This is a genomic window from Cellulomonas sp. GTC20042 (assembly GCF_055389595.1).
In genome coordinates this window covers 3,070,583-3,090,251 of sequence record NZ_AP043678.1, presented here as the reverse complement: position 1 = coordinate 3,090,251, position 19,669 = coordinate 3,070,583, and the positions used below count along the sequence as shown (strand labels likewise).

Below are 19,669 nucleotides of genomic sequence, written 5' to 3'. Positions count from 1 at the left end.
CGCAATATGCACAGAGTGGTACGTTCCCGCACATGGAATCTCGCAACGCAGCGTTCGATGTCGTCGTCGTCGGAGGAGGTCTGGCCGGCACGACCGCCGCGGTGGCCGCCGCCCGCCTGGGGTCGCGGGTCGCGCTGATCACGAACCGTCCGGTGCTCGGCGGCAACTCGTCCAGCGAGATCCGGGTGTGGGTGGTCGGCGCCACCGCGCACGGCACCCAGCGGTTCGCGCGCGAGACCGGGATCATGGGCGAGCTGTTCCTGGAGAACCAGTTCCGCAACCCGCAGGGCAACGCGATCTACTGGGACCAGGTGGTGCTCGACCTGGTCCGGGCCGAGCCGAACGTCTCGCTGCACCTGAGCACCGACGTGCGCACGATCGCCATGGACCAGGCGGACCCGGCGCGGATCGCCTCGGTCACCGGCTGGACGATGGGGTCGGAGATCGAGACGGTGTTCTCGGCCCCGGTGTTCCTCGACTGCACCGGCGACGGGCTGATCGGCGCGCTCGCCGGTGCCGAGCACCGGATCGGTCGTGAGGGACGCGCCGAGCACGGCGAGCCCTGGGCGCCGGACGAGCCGGACGACGAGCTGCTCGGCTCCTCGATCTTCTTCTCGACGCACGACACCGGGAAGCCGGAGCGCTTCGTCCCGCCGAGCATCGCACGGGACATCTCCCGCACGCCGATCCTGGCGAACCGGTCGATCCGCACCGGCGACCGGGGCTGCGCGTACTGGTGGATCGAGTGGGGCGGCGAGCTGGACACCGTCACCGACAACGAGCGGATCCGCGACGAGCTGTGGAGCGTGGTCTACGGGATCTGGGACCACATCAAGAACTCCGGGCAGTTCGACGCGGACACCCTCACGCTGGACTGGGTCGGCGCGATCCCCGGCAAGCGCGAGTACCGGCGGTTCGTCGGCGACCACACCCTGACGCAGCACGACCTGCTGGAGCAGCGCTCCTTCCCGGACACGGTCGCCTTCGGCGGGTGGTCGATCGACCTGCACCCGGTGGAGGGCGTGTACGCGGAGCGGGCCGGAGCCCAGCAGCGGTACACCGACGGGACGTACGAGATCCCGTTCCGCTCGCTCTACTCGCGCAACGTCGGCAACCTGCTGATGGCCGGGCGGGACATCTCCGCCTCCCACGTCGCCTTCGGATCCACCCGCGTGATGGCGACCTGCGCCACCCAGGGGCAGGCCGCCGGCACCGCCGCCCACCTGGTCGCGGCCCGGGGGCTGACGCCGCGGCAGCTCGGCACCGTGCCCGAGCACACGCGGCTGCTCCAGCAGACGCTGCTGCGCCAGGACGCCCCGCTGATCGGAGTGCGCGCGGAGGACGACGCGGACCTGGCGCCCCGGGCGACCGTGACGGCGAGCAGCGAGGCGCGCACGCTCAGCACGCTGCCGTACCTGGGCGCGGAGCACGACCCGGGCGCCCGGCCCGACCCCGGCACGGAGCCCGAGGTGCTGGTGCTCGACCGGGACGTCGCGATCTTGCTGCCGGTGGACCCGCGGCTGGACGAGGTGCGGCTGCGCACCCGTGCCGAGGGTGCCGCCACGCTGACCGCCGAGCTGTGGACCACCGGCAAGCCGCAGAACTACGTGCCGCTGCGGCACGAGCGCACGGTCACCGCCGAGGTGCCCGCCGGCGGGGGGGAGATCGTCCTCACGCTCGGGTGGCAGCCGCCGGAGCCGGGGAACGTCGTGCTGGTGCTGCGCGCGACGCCGGGGGTGGTGCTGCCGCTCACCGCGGGGCACCCGTACGGCGTGCAGCTCATGCGGGCCAAGGTGGCCGGCGACGCGGCCTTCGACGCGCACATCCCGGACGAGGACGACCAGGCGGTGACGGACTGGGAGGTGCGGCCGCTGCGCGGACGGTCGCTGGCGCTCACCGCCACGCCGGCCTCGGACGCCTGGCGCGCCGCCCGGGTGGTGGACGGCTACCAGCGGCCGTTCGGCGGGCCGCACCTGTGGTCGAGCGAGCCGGGAGCGCTCGCGGACGGACCGGTGGACCTCACGCTGACCTGGGACGCGCCGGTCGAGGTGCGCGAGGTGCGGCTGGTGCTGAACGACGACGTGGACGCCGACCTGATCAACCTGCACCACCACCGCACGCACTGGGACGCGGTGCCCGACCTGGTGCGCGACTACACGCTGGAGGTGCCGGACGGCGACGGCTGGCGGGTGCTGGCCCGGGTCGAGGGCAACCGGCACCGGCACCGGGTGCACCCGCTGGACGCACCGGTGCGCACGGACGCGCTGCGGCTGCGGGTCACCGCGACGAACGGGTCGCCCGCCGTGACGGTCTGCGCGGTGAAGGTGTTCTGAGGTGGGCCGCGCCGCACGACCGGGCCGCGACGTGCAGCAGAATGCGGACATGACCACCACGCCGTCCAACCAGAGCGTCGAGCGGGCGGCGGCGGTGCTGCACGCGATCGGGTCCGCCGAGCACGGGGCCGCGCGCGCCTCCGACATCGCCCGGGCGATCGGCCTCGGCACCTCGACCACCGGGCGGCTGCTGGCGACGCTGGAGCAGCTCGGCTTCGTGCGGCGCGAGCCGCGCGGGCAGGGCTGGGTGATCGGCACCGCCGTGATGCGGCTGGCCAGCCAGGGCCTCAACCACCACCCGGTGCACCGGGAGGCCCGCGCCGCGGCGCAGGACCTGGCGCAGCGCACCGGCCTGACCGCGAACGTCGCGGTGCGCGAGGACGATCACGCGGTCTACCTGTGCCACTTCGAGGGGGCGCTGGCCCGCAAGTCGCACACCATGGTCGGCATGAGCCAGCCGCTGCACGCCTCGGCGCTGGGCAAGTGCCTGCTGCTCGACCTGACGCAGGACGAGCGCGAGGCGCTGCTCGGCGCGCTGCCCCGGTACACCGAGCACACGATCGTCGACCACGACGCGCTCACCGCCGACCTGGAGGCCGGCCGGACGCGCGGCTGGTGCACGGAGGACCAGGAGCTCGCGCTGGGCCGCCTGTGCCTGGCGGTGCCGGTGCGCTCGGCCTCGGGTCAGATCGCCGCCGCCCTCTCGATCTCCGGAGCGCTCAGCGTGCTGCGCACCCGCGACCTGGACGCGCTCGCCGAGGACCTGATCGAGGTGGGCGACCGGATCAGCGTCGGCCTCGGCCTGCTCGGCGCCGTCGAGCGCTGACGGTCAGGCCGGGGTGCCGGTGATCCCGGGGAACCGCCAGGTCCCGTCGAGCACCTCCGGCCGTGGGCGGTACAGCCGCACGAGGTAGTTCCAGCCCTCGGGCAGCGGGATCGAGTTCCGGGCGGGATCCCCGTCCCCGCCGAACCGCACGGTCACCCCGCCGTCGGCGTCCCGTGCGGCGGTGATGCTGTTGACGCTGTAGGCACCGGCGGGGTTCGGGACGAAGAACCCCTGCGCGTCGTACACCGAGATCGACCAGAACCCGTCGACCGGGACGTCGCGCGGGACCCGCAGCTCGTACTCGCCGACCGGCAGCCCGGGTGCGACCCCGAGGTAGGTGGCCTCGGCGTCGGGCAGGCCGCCCCAGCCCGCCGCGGTGCTCACCAGGTGGTGCACCGGGTCGACGTCCTCCCGCCGTCCGAAGCTGCCCGCGAACGACCCCAGGCCGGCGGCGAGCGTCAGCAGCGCGGAGCGGGTCCGGTCCAGGCTCGCCGTGTCGTAGTCGGGCATGACGAAGGGGCGGTCCGAGCCGGCCGTCAGGGCGAGGCCGTCCTGGATCGCGGCGACCACCGCCAGGTCGTCCGGGTCGCGCGGGTCGACCAGCGTGCGCGCGGCGACGACGACGTGCTCGGTGCCGTGCTCGGCGACCGTCAGCGGGTAGGCGCCGGGATCGTGCAGGACGGCAGTGATGTAGTGGTCCTGGTCGACCACCATCACCGACAGGTAGCGCCCGCCCGCATCGGGGATCGTGAGCGTCGCGCCGGAGGAGATGTCGACGACGGCGAAGCTGTAGAGCGTGTCCCGGTTGAGCCGGATGACGGTCTGCTGGTCGATCGGCGCCGGTGCGCGGTTGTGCCGGAACCGGTTGATCCCGCCGGCGTCCCGCTGGATGTCCGCGAACATCCGGTCCGTCTCGGCACGCACGAAGCTGTCTGCATCGACCGTGGTCGCCCCCATGGCCCGAGAGTAGACCGACCCGGCCGCCCCCGGGGAGGGGGTGACCGGGTCGGGTCTGCGCGGGACGCGTCAGGCGAGCGCGGTGCGCAGCACGTCGAGCGGCAGGGCGCCCATGCCGAGCGCGCGGGCGTGGAACTCGCGCAGGTCGAAGGCCTCGCCGCGGGCGCGGGCGGCCTCGGCGGAGGCGTCGCGGGTCTGCTCCCAGATGCGCTGGCCGATCTTGTAGGACGGCGCCTGGCCCGGCCAGCCGAGGTAGCGGTTCAGCTCGAACCGGATGAAGCCCTCGGGCATGTTGACGTTGGCCTTGAGGAACTCCCACGCCTTGTCGGCGTCCCAGATCCCGCCGCCCCACTGCTCCGGGGCGGGCAGGCCCAGGTGCACGCCCAGGTCGAGCACGACGCGGGCGGCGCGCATCCGCTGGCCGTCCAGCATGCCGAGGCGGTCGCCCGGGTCGTCCAGGAAGCCGAGGTCGGCCATCAGGCGCTCGGCGTACAGGGCCCAGCCCTCGCCGTGGCCGGACACCCAGCAGGCCAGCCGGCGCCAGGAGTTGAGCGTGGCGCGCTGGTAGACGGCCTGCCCGATCTGGAGGTGGTGGCCCGGGACGCCCTCGTGGAAGACGGTGGTCTTCTCGCGCCAGGTGTTGAAGGTGGTGACCTCCGGCGGCACCGACCACCACATGCGGCCGGGACGGCTGAAGTCGTCGCTGGGGCCGGTGTAGTAGATCCCGCCGTTCTGCGTCGGCGCGATCCGGCACTCCAGGGTGCGCACCGGACCGGGGATCGTGAAGTGGGTGCCGTCCAGGGCGGCGACCGCGGCGTCGGAGGTCTCCTGCATCCAGGCGCGCAGCGCCTCGGTGCCCTCCAGCCGTCGGGACGGGTCGGCGTCGAGGGCTGCGACGGCCTGCTCGACCGTGGCGCCCGGGCCGGCGATCTCGGCGGCGACGGCCTCCTGCTCGGCGACCACGCGGGCCAGCTCCTCCAGGCCCCACTGGTAGGTCTCGTCGAGGTCGACGGTGGCGCCGAGGAAGTACCGGGACCACAGGGCGTAGCGCTCGCGGCCCGCGGCGTCGGCCTCGGGGGCCTGCGGGGCGAGCTCGTCCTGCAGGAAGACGGCCAGCTCGCCGTAGGCGCGGCGGGCGACCTCGGCACCCTTCTCCAGGTCGCGGCGCAGCGCGGCACCGTCGGACGCGGCGGCGATGGCGGCCTGCGCCTCGGGGCCGTTCACGAAGGACGTGAAGAACGACGCGTCCGGGTCGGCCAGCTCGGCGGCCTGGGCCAGCGCCTCGCGCACCTGGCGGATCGCCGGCACGCGACCGTGCGACGCGGCCTCGCGCAGCGACTCGACGTAGCCGGCCTCGGCGCCGGGCAGGGCGTTCAGGCGGGCGGCGATCGTCGCCCACGCGTCCGGGCCGTCGGTGGCCATCACGTCGAAGACGTCGCGCAGGCCCTGCACGGGCGAGGCGATGTTGTTCAGGTCGGCCAGGGTCTCGCCGGCCTCGTGCAGCTCGACGTCCAGGCCGAGCCGCTCGCGCATGGCGGCGAGGGTGACCTCGTCCACCGCGTCGGTCGGGGCGTGCCCGTCCAGGGCGGCCAGCGTGCTGCGGGCGGCCTCCGCGCGGGCGTCGTGGCCCGCGGGGGACAGGTCGGTCATCTCGTGGTCGTGCCCGGTGATGCCGAGGGACGTGGCGGTCAGCGGGTCGAGGGTGGCGATCGTCTCGACGTAGGCGTCGGCGATCGCGTCGATCGGGGAGGAGGGACGGGTCGGCGTCCCGTTCTGGGCAGTGGTCACCGTTCGACCCTACCGGGGGCGCCGCGTGGGTCGGGCCCGGCCGAGCGCAGGGTTCAGCCGAGCGCAGCGCCTCGGCCGCGCAGCCCCTCAGCCGCGCAGCGACCAGCGCCAGGCGTCCTGGCCGGTGCGCCAGGTGCCGGCGGTGCGGGCACGGTCGCGCGCGGGGTCGGCCCAGGCCGGACGTGCGGCGCCGACGGCACCCGCGTCCTCGTCCTCGGCGACCCCGTCGCTGACCGCCGCGACGATCCCGGCGACCAGGGCCGCGAGCTCGACCTCGTCCGGGGTGCCGCGGACCACCTGCACGTGCGCGAGCGGAGCGCTCTCGCTCATCGAACGGCCCCGCTCATCGAACGGCCCCGCTCACGCGTGGTCCCCGTGGTCGTGCCCGTCCTCGTCATCCTCGTCGTCGAAGCCGACCGGTGCGCCGCGCGAGGCGCCCCAGCCCTCGACGGCGAAGCCCTGGTCGAGCAGCTTCTCCACGATCTGCGCGCCGCCGTCGTCCACGATCCCGAGCACGGCGTCGATCGACTGGTCGGTCGGGCCGGCGGGCAGGCTCACCACGAAGCCGAGGTGGAACTCGTCGGTGTCCTCGTCCTCGCCGGGCTCGGCGGGGGCGTCCTCGGCGTCCTCCCACACCATGCCGGTCAGCTCGGAGTGCATGCCGAGGGAGTCGTGCAGCAGGTCGTACAGCCGGGCGTTCAGGCCGGAGACCTTCGCCTCCAGCGCGAGCACGCGCGGGTCCTCGTCGGCCTCGGAGGAGCCGAACTCCGCGCGCACGCCGGCGGCGGTGTCCACGTACTCGTGCAGGGCTGCCGCGAGCTGGTCCACGCTGGCGTGCATGGCGTCGGTCGGCACCCCGGGCAGCGGCTCGGGGCCGTGCGCACCGCCGCCGTGGGCGTGCGTGCCGTGCTCGTCGTGCGGGCCGTCGCCGGTGCCGGCGTGCTGGTCGCCGGTCACAGCGGGATGTTCCCGTGCTTCTTGGGGGGCAGCGAGGCGCGCTTGGTGCGCAGCAGCCGCAGCGCCTTGACGATCTCGGTGCGGGTCTGCGCGGGCGCGATCACCGCGTCCACGTAGCCCCGGTCGGCGGCGTCCCACGGGTTCACGATGGCCTCCTCGTACTCGCGCGTCAGGCGGGCCCGCTCGGCGTCGACGTCCCCGCCGGCCTCGGCCACCGCGGCCAGGGCGCCGCGCTGCAGGATGTTGACCGCTCCCGAGGCACCCATCACCGCGATCTGCGCCGTCGGCCACGCGAGGTTCACGTCCGCGCCGAGCTGCTTGGACCCCATGACGATGTAGGCGCCACCGTACGCCTTGCGGGTGATCACGGTGACCAGCGGCACGGTCGCCTCGGCGTAGGCGTAGATCAGCTTGGCGCCGCGCCGGATGATGCCGTTCCACTCCTGGTCGGTGCCGGGCAGGAAGCCGGGCACGTCCACGAAGGTCAGCACGGGGATGTTGAAGGCGTCGCAGGTCCGCACGAAGCGCGCGGCCTTCTCGGCGGCGTCGATGTCCAGCGTGCCGGCCATGGTGAGCGGCTGGTTCGCCACGATCCCGACCGGGTGGCCCTCGACGCGGCCGAAGCCGATCAGCACGTTGCGGGCGAACAGCGGCTGCACCTCGAGCAGCTCGCCGTCGTCCAGCACGTGCTCGACCACGGTGCGCATGTCGTAGGGCTGGTTGTCCGAGTCCGGCACGAGGGCGTCGAGCTCGACGTCCTCGTCGGTGATCTCCAGGTCGGCGTCGTGCGGGAACGCCGGTGCGTCGCTGAGGTTGTTCTGCGGCAGGTACGACAGCAGCGAGCGCACGTAGTCCAGCGCGTCGTCCTCGTCGGAGGCCAGGTAGTGCGCGACGCCGGAGCGGGTGTTGTGCGTGGTGGCGCCGCCGAGCTCCTCGAAGCCGACGTCCTCGCCGGTCACCGCGCGGATCACGTCCGGCCCGGTGATGAACATGTGCGAGGTGCCGTCCGCCATCACGATGAAGTCGGTCAGCGCGGGGGAGTACACCGCGCCGCCGGCCGAGGGGCCGAGGATCAGGCTGATCTGCGGGATCACGCCGGAGGCCGCGACGTTGCGCCGGAAGATCTCGGCGAACTGGGTCAGGCCGGCGACGCCCTCCTGGATGCGCGCGCCGCCGCCGTCGCTGATGCCGATCAGCGGGACGCCGGTGCGCAGCGCGAGGTCCATCACCTTGGTGATCTTCTCTCCGTGCACCTCGCCCAGGCTGCCGCCGAAGACGGTGAAGTCCTGCGAGTAGACCGCCACCGGGCGGCCGTCGACGGTGCCGTGGCCGACCACCACGCCGTCGCCGGGGACGCGCTTGCGGTCCAGGCCGAAGTTCGCCGACCGGTGCCGCACGAAGGCGTCGATCTCGGTGAAGGAGCCCTCGTCCAGCAGGGCCTCGACCCGCTCGCGAGCGGTGCGCTTGCCCCTCTTGTGCTGCTTGGCGGCGGCGGCGGCCTCGGCGTCGGTGACCGCGGTGCGGTACCGGTCGGCGAGGTCGGCGACCTTGGCGGCGGTGCTCGGGCCGGCGACCGCGGTGTCGGGGGTCGGGCTGGCGGGGCTCTCGTTCACCCGCAGAAGGCTAGTGCGCGCGGGGCCGCGGCTCATCAGGGCGAGCGCACGTGCTTCGACGGCGAGTCTCGTGCGAATGCGACAACCGGCGCGCACGGGCCAGGATGGGGGCGTGGTGGACCAGACCAGCGGGATCGAGACGGCGACGGGGCCGGGGGCGGTGGTGCCCGACCCGCTGGACGCCGACGCGCTGCGCGCCCAGCTGGTCGTCCCGGCCGGGCCGCTGAGCCGGCTGGAGGTGCGGGCGCGCACCGGGTCGACCAGCACCGACCTGGTGGACCTGCTGCGCACCGACCCCGACGGCTGGGGCGCGGGCGGGCTGCTCGCCGCCGACCACCAGGACGCGGGACGCGGCCGCGCCGGGCACACCTGGCAGACCCCGCCGGGGACGGCGCTGACCTTCTCGCTGGCGGTGCGGCCCGGGGTGCCGGAGCGGTTCTGGGGCTGGCTGCCGCTGCTGACCGGGCTCGCGGTGGTGCGCGGGGTGCGGGCGACGACCGGGCTGGCCGCCGAGGTGAAGTGGCCGAACGACGTGCTGGTGCCCGCGCCGGACGGGGAGCCGGTGGACGGCTGGGGCCGGCACCGCAAGGTCGCGGGGATCCTCGCGGAGGTCGCGCCGACCGCCGACGGCCGCACGGTGGTGCTGGGGATCGGGATCAACGTCGCGCAGGGGCCGGCGGACCTGCCGGTGCCGAGCGCGACGTCGCTGCGGGTGGCCCGGGGCGCGCCGGTGGACCGCGCCGCTCTGCTGGTCGCGGTGGTCCGGGCGCTGGCCGGTCTGCTGGGCTCCTGGCGGGCGGCGGAGGGCGACCCCGCTGCCGCGGGCCTGGACCGTGCGGTGGCGGAGGTGTGCCGGACGCTCGGCACGCCGGTGCGCGCGGAGCTGCCCGGCGGCGAGGAGCTGCGCGGGACGGCGGTGCGGATCGCGCCGGACGGCGGGCTGGTGGTGCGCACCGTGACCGGCGAGGAGCGGACGGTGCTGGCGGGTGACGTGCGCCACGTGCGCCCGGTCGGTGAACTAGGGTCGTCGAAGTGACCGACGCGACGCAGGACCACCCCGTAGGGGCCGCGGCCCTGGACGCCGCGCTGCTCGGCGGTCCGCGCACGCTGACCCTGCGCGACCTCGCCACCCGCTCCGGCGTGGACCTCGACCTGGTCCGGCTGTACTGGCGGACGCTCGGCCTGCCGCACCCGGACGCCGACGACGTGGCCTTCACCTGCCGGGACGCTGAGGCGGTGGAGCGCACCATGGCGCTGCTGCGCGACGGCCGGGTGGACCGGCACACGATGATCTCGCTGACCCGCGCCCTCGGGCACACCAGCGACCGCCTGGCCCTGTGGCAGGTGGAGGCGCTGGTCGAGGACATGGCCACCCGGCACGACCTGGACGACCCGGCGGCGCGGCGCGCGGTGCTGGACGAGCTGGCCGACCTGGCGCCGGTGCTGGAGGCGCAGCTGCTGCACTCCTACCGCCGGCAGCTCGCGGCCATCGCCGGCCGGTACGCGGTGGAGTTCGGCGGCGACCGCGCTCCCGGCGACGACCCGGCGGCGCTGCCGCTGGCCCGCGCGGTGGGCTTCGCGGACATGGTCTCCTTCACCCGCCGCACCGCCGGGCTCGGCTCGACGGACCTGTCGGACTTCGTGCAGCGCTTCGAGACGGTGGCCCGCGACGTGGTCACCCAGGCCGGCGGGCGGGTGGTCAAGACGATCGGCGACGCGGTGCTGTTCGTCGCCGACGACGTGCGCACCGGCGCGCGGGTGGCGCTGGACCTGGCGCGGGTGCTCGGCGGCGACCTCGACGTGGAGCGCGCGCACGCCGCGGGCGGGATCGCCGAGGGCGCGCGCGGGGTGACGCCGGTGCGGGTGAGCGTGGTGTGGGGGCGGGTGCTGTCCCGGTTCGGCGACGTGTTCGGCCCCTCGGTGAACGTCGCCGCGCGGCTGACCGACATCGCCGACCCGAGCACGGTGCTCACCGACCCCGCGACCGCCCGGCTGCTCGCCCGCGAGGAGGGCCTGGTGCTGGAGACGCTGCCCGAGCGCGAGCTCGAGGGGATCGGGGCGATGGCCCCGGTGCGGGTGCGCACCGCCTGAGCCCCGGGTCCACCGGGATCGAATCGTTTCGCGGCACCCCCGGTCGCGTGCGACCATGGGGCACGAGATGAGCAACGGCCCCGCACCCCTGAACCCCGCCGGCGCCGACCCCACGGCCGGTGCCGTGACGCCTCCGCCGACCCCGGCGCCGACGCCCGCCGCGGTCGCCCCCGCCTCCGCAGCCCCCGTGTTCCGCCCGAACGCGAAGTACGTGCTGCTGCTCGGCGTGATGACGGCGCTGCCCGCGGTCACCACCGACATGTACCTGCCGTCGCTGCCGGACGTCGCCCGTGACCTGCACACCAGCGCGGCCGCCGCCCAGCTGACGATGACCGCCATGCTGATCGGCGGTGCCGTCGGCCAGCTGGTGATCGGCCCGCTGTCCGACCGGTTCGGCCGTCGCCGCCCGGTGCTGATCGGCGTCGCGCTGCACGTGCTGACCTCGCTGCTCTGCGCGGTGGCCCCGGCGATCGTGCCGCTGATCGCGCTGCGCACGGTGCAGGGCTTCTTCAACGCCTCCGCCTCGGTGGTCGCCATGGCGGTGATCCGGGACCGGTTCGTCGGCCCGGACGCCTCCCGGCTGCTGTCCCGGCTGATGCTGGTGATCGGGGTGGCCCCGCTGTTCGCGCCGAGCGTCGGCGGGCTGATCGCCGGGGACTTCGGCTGGCGCGGGGTGTTCGTGGCCCTCGCCCTGTACGGGGCGGTGCTGTGGGTGGTCGTGCTGCGCCGTCTGCCCGAGACGCTGCCCGTCGAGCGCCGGATCGGCTCCACCGCCGGTGCCTGGCGCGGGTACCTGGTGCTGCTGCGCGACCGGCACTTCGTCGCGCTCGCGGTGCTGCCCGGTCTGGGCCAGGCGGTGCTGATGTCCTACGTGGTCGGCTCGCCGTTCGTGCTGCGCGAGGGCTTCGGGCTGTCGGCGAACCAGTTCGCGCTGGTGTTCGCGGTGAACGGCGTCGGCCTGGTGGTCGGGGCGCAGATCAACGCGGCGCTGGTCCGCCGGTTCGCGCCGATCCAGATCATCCGCACCGCCCTGCCGGTGTCCTTCGCGCTGACCGTGGTGCTGCTGGTGCTCGCGCTGACCGAGGCCGGCGGGCTGCCGGCGCTGCTGGTGGCGCTGTTCCTCATCCTGTCGCTGGTGAACTTCACGCCGCCCAACGCCTCCGCGATCGCGCTGTCCCGGCACGGGGAGCGCGCGGGCACGGCGGCGGCGTTCATCGGCTGCCTCCAGGCCGGGGTGGCCGGCGTGGTCAGCCCGCTGGTCGGCGTGCTCGGCGAGGACGCCGGGGCGATGGCGACGGTGATGTGCTCCGCCGCGGGGGCGGCGCTGCTGGTGCTCGCGCTGGCCACACCGGCGTACCGCCGCGGCGGGTGGACGGCCGCCGACGCGCACTGACGGCGCCGGACCGGGCGGTCAGCGCGGGGGCGTGCCCGGCGTTCCCGGGCCCAGCGCGGCGAGCCGGGTCACGGCCTCGCGCAGCACGTCCTCCTGCTTGACGAAGGTGAAGCGCACCGCGGTGCGCAGCGCGCGATCGGCGGCCGAGCCGTCGTGGGTGAAGGCGCTCACCGGCACGCCCACCACGCCCGCGATCTCCGGCAGCCGCCGGCACAGGTCCGCCCCGTCGGCCAGCCCCAGCCCGGCCAGCGGCCCCGCCAGCAGCGGCGCGGCGTCGGCCACCACGAAGTAGGTGCCCTGCGGGCGCACCACGGCGAAGCCGGCGGCGGTCAGCCCGTCCAGCAGCAGGTCACGGCGCGCCGCCAGCGACCCGGCGAGGTGCTCGATCCAGCCGCTGTCCGGCCCGGTCAGGGTCTCCAGCGCCAGCGCGTGCGCCACCGCGGGCTGGAACGGCGCCCCGGTGGTGAAGGTGAGGAACTGCTTGACCGCGCGCACCGCGTCGACCAGGGCCGCCGGGCCGGTGAGCCAGCCGATCTTCCAGCCGGTGAAGGAGAACGTCTTGCCCGCCGAGGAGATCGTCAGCGCACGGTGCGCCACCCCGGGCAGGGTCGCGAAGGGCACGTGCCGCACGCCGTCGTAGGTCAGGTGCTCGTAGACCTCGTCGGTCACCACGATCGCGTCGTGCCGCTCGGCGACCTCCGCCACCGCCAGCAGCTCCTCGCGGGTGAGCACGGCGCCGGTCGGGTTGTGCGGGGTGTTGAGCAGGATGATCCGGGTGCGGTCGGTGACCGCCGCACGCAGCGCCTCGACGTCGAGGCGGAAGCCCTCGGGCGTCGGGACCAGCGGGGCGGTGGTGTGCCGGGCGCCGGCCAGGGCGATCACCGCGGCGTAGGAGTCGTAGAACGGCTCCAGGGTCAGCACCTCGTCGCCGGGCTCGGTCAGCGCGAGGACGGTCGCCGCCAGCGCCTCGGTGGCACCGGTGGTGACGAGCACCTGGCTGCCCGGGTCGACCTCCAGCCCGTAGTGCCGGTGCTGGTGCGCCGCCACGGCCTCGCGCAGCGCGGCGATCCCCGGGCCCGGCGGGTACTGGTTGTGCCCGGCGGCGATGGCCTCCGCGGCGGCCTGCTTGACCGACTCGGGGCCGTCGACGTCCGGGAAGCCCTGCCCGAGGTTGAGCGCCCCGGTGCTCACGGCGAGGGCGGACATCTCGGTGAAGATCGTCGGGCGCGCGGTGCCGTCCGCGCCGAGCAGCCCGGTCGCGCGGGCCACGTCGCGCCAGCGGCCGCCGACGGCCGGGCCGGTGGACGGGGTGGGGTCAGTGCTCATCGCGGGGTCCTTCGCGCCGGGGGGACGCCAGGAGGGTAGACCGGCGGGCACGGCACGCGGCGGCGCTGCCCACGGTGCGGGCGCGGGTGTCGGCGCGGGCGGGCCGGCGGGCGGGTCAGACGGCGACTGCGGAGACGCCCGGCAGGTCGCCGAACCGGGCGCGTGCGGCGAGAGAGACCACGGCCCTTTCGTGCTCGGCCGCGTGCGCGGCGATGATCAGGTCGTGGGCGCCGCGCGGGCGGCCGGCACGGCGCACGTGCGCGAGCAGCCGCGCGTGCTCGACGGCGGTGCGGGCGGTGTAGTCCAGGACGGTGACGACGTCGAGGATCGTCGCGAGCGCCCGGGCGCGGGCTGCGGCACGCTCGACGGTGTCGGCCAGCTCGACCCCGGTCCGGAACTCGGCCACCGTGACCGCGGCGACGGCGAGGTCGTCCTCGTCGAAGTCCGCGCGGTCGATCGTGCTCCGTTCGAAGGCGATCAGGGCGCCCGTGTCGAGGATCAGGCGGCGTGCCACGGGTCCTCGTCGGTGAGCAGCGCGGTGGCCGACATGATGTCCGCCTCGAGGTCGTCGTCCAGCGGCGGCAGCGCGTCGAGTGCGGCGGACAGCCGGCGACCGGTCGAGGGCGAGGCCGGGCGGATCTCGGCGACGACACGGCCGGCACGGGTGATCGAGACGATCTCGCCGCGCTCGACCGCGTCGAGCAGGTCGGAGAATCCGCGCGAGGCGTGCGTGGCGGTGACGGTGCGCATGCCACTCAGACTACGCGGCGATCTGAGAATCAGATAGGGGGCGGCTCAGAGCAGGCCGGAGGCGGCGGCGAGGCCACCGAGGACCAGCAGGGCCAGCGAGCCCCACGCGCACGCCACCCACCACGACACGTGGTGCCGTCGTCTCAGGTGCGTCTGCTGGCCGCTCATGCCTGTGTGATCGGCCGCACACCGGGGGACGCGAGAACTTCCGCGTGATCCTGGGGCAGATCACCCGCCGGTCACCCTGTCGGCGGGTGACGGACCGGACGGAGCGGGGCAGATCGCCGCGCCGAACCTGTCGCGTCGAGCCTGCTGCGCCGTGCCTCCGGCCCGCGGCGTCAGCCCTGGCCGGCCTCGTCCACCTGCCGGCTGAGGTCCTCGACCTGCTGGGCGAGCGTCGACAGGGCGTCGGCGGTGGCGGAGTCCACCGAGCCGGCGGCGGAGTCGAGCGCGCTGCGGGCGTCGTCCAGGCGGGTGCGGGCGGAGTCCAGGGCGTCCTGCGCGGCGGCGGAGCCGTCGGCGGAGGCGGAGTCCAGCGCGGTGGTCGCCTCGTCCAGCGCACCGGTGGCCTGGTCGAGGGCGTCCTGCGCGGAGGCGCGGCTGGTGGCGTCCAGCTCGGAGAGGCGCTCGCGGACGTCGTCCACGGTGGTGCGGGCGGCGTCGACGCGCTCACGGGCGGAGTCGGCGAGCTCGTTCAGCCGGTCGGCGGCGTCGCGCGCACCGTCCACGGCGGACTGCGCCTGGGAGGTGGCGCGGTCGATGTCCTCGGCGGAGCAGCCGGCGAGCGCGGTCGCGGCGGCCAGGGTGACGGCGGCGAGGGGCAGGACGAGCCGGGTGCGGGTGCGGCGGGTCATGGGGTCCTCCAGGTCGGCGGGAGCCCAGTGTGCCAGCCGGACCTGTCGGCGGCCCGACGCGGCGGTAGACGCACATCGCCGGCCGGATCCCCCGATCCGACCGGCGACGATGCGGAGCCCCGCCCGCGGGTGATCGCGGGCGGGGCTCCGGCGAGCAGTGACCTCGAGGGTCAGGAGGAGGCGACCGTGGTGCTCTCCTCGGCCGGGGCCCCCGCCCCGGCGGGCGCGTCACTCGTCGCACCCTTCTGCTCGCGGCGGCCACGCACCTCGGTGACGGAGGTGCCGTAGTAGGCCGCGGTCATGATGTCCTTCATGTCGGCGCGCATCGGCATGCGCGGGTTCGCCGGGGCGCACTGGTCCTCGTAGGCACCCATGGCGACCTCGTCGAGACGGGACAGGAAGTCCTGCTCGTCCACGCCCTGCGCCTGGAAGGACGCGGGGATGCCGACCTTGGCACGCAGGGCCTCGAGCGCCAGGGCGTAGGACTCGACGCCCTGCTCCGGGGTCTCGGCCGGCAGGCCCAGCATCTGGGCGATCTGCTGGAAGCGCTCCGGGGCGACGTAGTGCTCGTACTTCGGCCAGCTGGTGAGCTTGGTCGGGATCTGGCCGTTGTAGCGGACGACGTGCGGCAGCAGCGTGGCGTTCGTCCGGCCGTGGACCAGGTGGAACGTCGAGCCGATGACGTGCGCCATCGCGTGCACGATCCCGAGGAAGGCGTTGCCGAACGCCATGCCCGCGATGGTGCCGGCGTTGTGCATCTTCTCCCGCGCGGCCTTGGTCTCCGGGTCGGCCGGGTCGCCGTTCACGGACTGGGCCAGGTTGTCGAAGATCAGGCGGATGGCCTGGAGGGCCATGCCGTCGGTGAAGTCGTTCGCGTAGACGGCCACGAACGCCTCGGTGGCGTGCGTGAGGGCGTCGAAGCCCGAGTCGGCGGCGAGCGAGCGCGGCATCTTCGAGGTGAGCACCGGGTCGATGATCGCGACGGTCGGCGTCAGCGCGTAGTCGGCCAGCGGGTACTTCTTGCCGGCGTCGGGGTCGGAGATCACCGCGAAGGGGGTGACCTCGGCGCCGGTGCCCGAGGTGGTCGGGATGCAGACCAGCTTGGCGAGGTCGCCGAGCACCGGGAACTTGAAGGCGCGCTTGCGGACGTCGAAGAACTTCTGCTTGAGGTCGGAGAAGACGATCTCCGGGTGCTCGTACAGCAGCCACATGACCTTGGCGGCGTCCATCGGCGAGCCACCGCCGAGGGCGATGATCGTGTCGGGGCGGAAGTGGCGCATCTGCGCGGCACCGGCCTGGACGGTCTTGACGGAGGGCTCCGGCTCGACCTGGTCGATGATCTGGACCGACACCTTGTTGGGGCGGCGGTTCAGCACGTCGAGGACGCGGTCCACGAAGCCGAGGGTGGTCATCGTGGAGTCGGTGACGATGGTGACGCGCTCGACGTCGGCCATGTCGGACAGGTAGCGGATGGCGTTCGGCTCGAAGTACGTCTTGGCCGGGACCTTGAACCACTGCAAGTTGTTGTTCCTCCGGCCGACGCGCTTGATGTTGACGAGGTTGATCGCCGACACGTTGTTGGACACCGAGTTGTGGCCGTAGGAGCCGCAGCCGAGGGTGAGCGACGGGATGAAGGCGTTGTAGATGTCACCGATGCCGCCGAGCGAGGAGGGGGCGTTGGCGATCACGCGGATGGCCTTGACCCGGGCGCCGTAGGCCTCGGTCAGCGCCTCGTCCTGGGTGTGGATCGCGGCGGAGTGGCCCAGGCCGTCGAACTCGACCATCTGCTCGGCGAGCTGGATGCCCTGCTCGGTGGAGGTGGCGCGCAGCACGGCGAGGACCGGGCAGAGCTTCTCGCGGGTCAGCGGCTCGTTCGGGCCGACGCCGGTGACCTCGGCCAGGATGATCGAGGTGTCGGCGGGGACGGAGAAGCCGGCCTGCTCGGCGATCCACTGCGGGGACTTGCCGACGACGGTCGGGTTCAGCTTGGCGTCGGCGCAGTTCTTGCCCTTGGCCTCGACACCGAAGATGAACTTCTCGAGGAGCGCCTTCTCCTTCTTGGTGACCTTGTAGGCGTGCAGCACGGCGAACTCGGCCAGCGCGGCGTCGTAGATCTCGTCGTCCAGGATGACGGCCTGCTCGGAGGCGCAGATCATGCCGTTGTCGAAGGACTTGGACAGCACCACGTCGTTGACGGCCCGCTTGAGCTTGGCGCTCTTCTCGATGTAGGCCGGGACGTTGCCCGCACCGACGCCGAGGGCCGGCTTGCCGCAGGAGTAGGCCGCGCGGACCATCGCGTTGCCACCGGTCGCCAGGATGGTGGAGACGCCGGGGTGGTTCATCAGCAGGCCGGTGGCCTCCATCGAGGGGGCCTCGACCCACTGGATGCAGTGCTCGGGGGCGCCGGCGGCGATCGCGGCGTCGCGCACGACCTGTGCGGCGGCGACCGAGGACTTCTGCGCGTTCGGGTGGAACGCGAAGATGATCGGGTTGCGGGTCTTCAGCGCGATGAGCGACTTGAAGATCGCGGTGGAGGTCGGGTTGGTCACCGGGGTCATCGCGCAGATGACGCCGACCGGCTCGGCGATCTCGGTGATGCCGTTGATCTCGTCGCGGTTGATCACGCCGACGGTCTTCAGCGAGGCCATCGAGTTGGTGACGTGCTCGCAGGCGAAGATGTTCTTGACGGCCTTGTCCTCGAAGACGCCTCGGCCGGTCTCCTCGACGGCGAGCTCGGCGAGGTGGCCGTGCTGGTCCAGGGCGGCGACGGCGGCCTTCTTGACCAGGCGGTCGACGTCCTCCTGGGTGAAGCTCGCGTACTCGGCCAGCGCCTTGGTGGCGCCCTCGACCAGCTGGTCGATGGCAGCGGCGGTGCCGTTGTCGGTGCTCGTGATGGTCACGGGGTTCTCCCGAGGATCGTTGGTGGCGGGGGATGAGAGGGCTCCGTCGACCTCACGAGAAGACGATATCGAGAAAAGTTTCACAAACCGTGGGTCGGAGGTCCCCCGGACCTTGGTCCGAGGTCGGGCGGGCGCGGGTCTGCCAGGCTCGCGAACCGGTCGGAGAGGTTAGTGAACCGGTTCACATGGCTGTGACCAGGTCTTTCGTGCCGATCAGAGTCGTCCCAGGGGTGACGCGTCGAGGCTCTCGTCCTCCAGGTCGAGCTCGCGCAGCACCTGCCGCATGACCGCCTCGTCCACCTCGCCCGCGTCCCGTCGGGCGACCAGGGTGGCGCGCTGGGCGGCGATCACGTCGCGGCGCAGGTCCTGGAGCGCACGGCCTCGCCCGGGGGTCACGACGCGCATCCCGTCGTCCTCCGCGAGCTCCGGGTCGAGCATGACGGCGGTGGCCTGCTCCCGGCGCTCGATCGCGGTGGCCATGCCGCTCGCGAGCTGCGCGGCGACCTCCGGCCCGAGGGTCTGCGTCCAGCGTTCCTGGTGCTCGGCGATCACCCGTCGCGCGGCCTCCACGGTGGCGATCCGGACCTGCGCCTCCTGCTTGCGATCCTGGGCCTCGTCCTGCGAGCGCACGCCGAGCCGGCGGATCACCCACGGCAGCGACAGCCCCTGCAGCAGCAGGGTGCCGATCGCGGTGGCGTAGGCGGCGAGCTGGATGGTCGCGCGGTCCGGGAACGCCTGGCCGCCGACGGTGGCGGGGATCGCGGCGGCTGCGGCCAGGGTCACCACGCCGCGCATGCCGGCCCAGGACACCACCGCGGACTCCCGCACGGTCAGCGAGTCCCGCGGTGGTCGGTGCGACCCGGGCAGGCGGATCCGGTCCATCCACACGGTCGCCAGCACGTACACCGGCCGGACCAGGATCGACACCCCGAGCACGGCCGCCGCCAGCACGACGGCGGCGCCGAGGCCCTGGTCGGACTGCTGCACGTCCTGCACCAGCCAGGGCAGCTGCACGCCGATCAGCGCGAAGGTGAAGGACTCCAGCAGCAGGTCCAGGGTGTGCCAGATCGGCTCCTGCACCAGGCGGGTGGCGTAGCCGGCGGTCGGGGCGGTGTGGCCGAGGTACAGCCCGGCGGCGACCACGGCCAGCACCCCGGAGCCCTCCAGGTGCTCGGCGCCCCAGTAGCAGGCGAAGGGGGTCAGCAGCGCCACCGCGGAGGACACCACCGAGTCGTCGAACAGCAGGCGGACCCGGTGCACCAGCCAGCCGATCACCAGGCCCAGGCTCACGCCGACCAGCACCGCGAGGGCGAAGACCTCCAGCCCCTCGGACAGCGACCACGCGCCGGAGGCGGCCCCGGCCAGCGCCACCTTGTACAGCGTGAGCGAGGTGGCGTCGTTGATCAGGCTCTCGCCGGAGAGCACGGTCATCACCCGGCGCGGCAGGCCCAGGCGGCGGCCCACCGCGGCGGCGGCGACCGCGTCCGGCGGGGCCACCACGGCGCCGAGCACCAGCGCCGCCGCCAGCGGCAGATCCGGCACCAGCGCCCACGCCACCACGGCCACCGCGGCGGCGCTGACCAGCACCAGCCCGACGCCGAGCCGGGTGATCGAGGAGAGCGAGCGTCGCAGGTCCTGGTAGGAGGAGGACAGCGCCGCCGAGAACAGCAGCGGCGGCAGCACGAACTCCAGGATGAGCTCGGGGTCGATCTCGTACTCCGGCACCCCGGGGACGAAGGACACCAGCAGGCCGACCGCGACCAGCACCAACGGGGCGGGCAGCCCGCGCCGCCGGCACAGGGCCGTGACCGCGACCGCCCCGGCGATCAGGACGAAGATCTCGACGTGGTGCACGAGCGGCTCCCGGGTCGGCGGCTGGGG

At 74.0% G+C, this 19,669-nt stretch carries 17 protein-coding genes; 5 read left to right on the top strand and 12 right to left on the bottom strand.

Features of this window, described 5'->3' with window-relative positions; genetic code table 11:
- Window positions 1-32: 32 nt before the first annotated feature.
- Window positions 33-2,333, top strand: coding sequence for an FAD-dependent oxidoreductase (locus ACZ5HG_RS14305; protein ID WP_464177427.1), 2,301 nt, complete (start codon window positions 33-35; stop codon window positions 2,331-2,333).
- A gap of 49 nt (window positions 2,334-2,382) precedes the next feature.
- Window positions 2,383-3,159 (top strand): IclR family transcriptional regulator, encoded by a 777-nt coding sequence (locus ACZ5HG_RS14300; RefSeq protein ID WP_464177425.1) that lies wholly within the window; start codon window positions 2,383-2,385, stop codon window positions 3,157-3,159.
- Between the two features lie 3 nt (window positions 3,160-3,162).
- On the opposite strand, the gene ACZ5HG_RS14295 is transcribed toward ACZ5HG_RS14300, so the two are convergent.
- From ACZ5HG_RS14295 to ACZ5HG_RS14275, 5 genes are all read right to left on the bottom strand, one after another.
- A complete protein-coding gene (locus ACZ5HG_RS14295) occupies window positions 3,163-4,116 on the bottom strand; it encodes a DUF1214 domain-containing protein (protein WP_464177422.1) in 954 nt (317 codons plus the stop codon).
- A gap of 69 nt (window positions 4,117-4,185) precedes the next feature.
- Window positions 4,186-5,904, bottom strand: a complete 1,719-nt coding sequence (locus ACZ5HG_RS14290; protein ID WP_464177420.1) for a DUF885 domain-containing protein — start codon at window positions 5,902-5,904, stop codon at window positions 4,186-4,188.
- Window positions 5,905-5,991: 87 nt separating this feature from the next.
- A complete protein-coding gene (locus tag ACZ5HG_RS14285; protein WP_464177417.1) occupies window positions 5,992-6,234 on the bottom strand; it encodes an acyl-CoA carboxylase subunit epsilon in 243 nt (80 codons plus the stop codon).
- A gap of 30 nt (window positions 6,235-6,264) precedes the next feature.
- Complete coding sequence (locus tag ACZ5HG_RS14280) at window positions 6,265-6,861, bottom strand: hypothetical protein (protein WP_464177415.1); 597 nt, start codon at window positions 6,859-6,861, stop codon at window positions 6,265-6,267.
- Window positions 6,858-8,474, bottom strand: coding sequence for an acyl-CoA carboxylase subunit beta (locus tag ACZ5HG_RS14275; protein ID WP_464177413.1), 1,617 nt, complete (start codon window positions 8,472-8,474; stop codon window positions 6,858-6,860). Before ACZ5HG_RS14275 ends, ACZ5HG_RS14280 begins: the two co-directional genes overlap by 4 nt.
- 112 nt (window positions 8,475-8,586) lie before the next feature.
- Here ACZ5HG_RS14275 and ACZ5HG_RS14270 point away from each other — a divergent pair, with 112 nt between their 5' ends.
- From ACZ5HG_RS14270 to ACZ5HG_RS14260, 3 genes are read left to right on the top strand one after another with little or no spacing between them, the layout of a single operon-like run.
- Window positions 8,587-9,510 carry a biotin--[acetyl-CoA-carboxylase] ligase gene (locus ACZ5HG_RS14270; RefSeq protein ID WP_464177411.1) on the top strand — a complete coding sequence of 308 codons (924 nt, stop codon included), beginning with the start codon at window positions 8,587-8,589 and terminating at the stop codon, window positions 9,508-9,510.
- Window positions 9,507-10,565: an adenylate/guanylate cyclase domain-containing protein gene (locus ACZ5HG_RS14265; RefSeq protein WP_464177409.1), complete on the top strand. Its 1,059-nt coding sequence runs from the start codon at window positions 9,507-9,509 to the stop codon at window positions 10,563-10,565. The genes ACZ5HG_RS14270 and ACZ5HG_RS14265 overlap by 4 nt, the downstream gene beginning before the upstream one ends.
- 55 nt (window positions 10,566-10,620) lie before the next feature.
- The gene (locus ACZ5HG_RS14260; RefSeq protein WP_464177407.1) at window positions 10,621-11,958 is read left to right on the top strand and encodes a multidrug effflux MFS transporter; all 1,338 of its coding nucleotides are present in this window, start codon (window positions 10,621-10,623) and stop codon (window positions 11,956-11,958) included.
- 18 nt (window positions 11,959-11,976) lie between these two features.
- Here ACZ5HG_RS14260 and ACZ5HG_RS14255 read toward each other — a convergent pair whose 3' ends face one another.
- From ACZ5HG_RS14255 to ACZ5HG_RS14225, 7 genes are all read right to left on the bottom strand, one after another.
- Window positions 11,977-13,284: an aminotransferase class I/II-fold pyridoxal phosphate-dependent enzyme gene (locus ACZ5HG_RS14255; RefSeq protein ID WP_464177405.1), complete on the bottom strand. Its 1,308-nt coding sequence runs from the start codon at window positions 13,282-13,284 to the stop codon at window positions 11,977-11,979.
- Window positions 13,285-13,399: 115 nt separating this feature from the next.
- Window positions 13,400-13,798, bottom strand: a complete 399-nt coding sequence (locus tag ACZ5HG_RS14250) for a PIN domain-containing protein (RefSeq protein WP_464177403.1) — start codon at window positions 13,796-13,798, stop codon at window positions 13,400-13,402.
- Window positions 13,783-14,034, bottom strand: a complete 252-nt coding sequence (locus tag ACZ5HG_RS14245; protein WP_464177401.1) for a type II toxin-antitoxin system Phd/YefM family antitoxin — start codon at window positions 14,032-14,034, stop codon at window positions 13,783-13,785. Before ACZ5HG_RS14245 ends, ACZ5HG_RS14250 begins: the two co-directional genes overlap by 16 nt.
- Before the next feature lie 45 nt (window positions 14,035-14,079).
- A complete protein-coding gene (locus ACZ5HG_RS14240; RefSeq protein WP_464177398.1) occupies window positions 14,080-14,202 on the bottom strand; it encodes a molybdopterin oxidoreductase in 123 nt (40 codons plus the stop codon).
- Between the two features lie 170 nt (window positions 14,203-14,372).
- Complete coding sequence (locus tag ACZ5HG_RS14235) at window positions 14,373-14,888, bottom strand: hypothetical protein (RefSeq protein WP_464177396.1); 516 nt, start codon at window positions 14,886-14,888, stop codon at window positions 14,373-14,375.
- Window positions 14,889-15,058: 170 nt separating this feature from the next.
- Complete coding sequence (gene adhE / locus ACZ5HG_RS14230) at window positions 15,059-17,782, bottom strand: bifunctional acetaldehyde-CoA/alcohol dehydrogenase (RefSeq protein WP_464182168.1); 2,724 nt, start codon at window positions 17,780-17,782, stop codon at window positions 15,059-15,061.
- A 219-nt stretch (window positions 17,783-18,001) separates the two neighbouring features.
- Entirely contained in the window at window positions 18,002-19,642 is a 1,641-nt protein-coding gene (locus ACZ5HG_RS14225) for a Na+/H+ antiporter (RefSeq protein ID WP_464177394.1), read from the bottom strand.
- Window positions 19,643-19,669 lie beyond the last annotated feature (27 nt).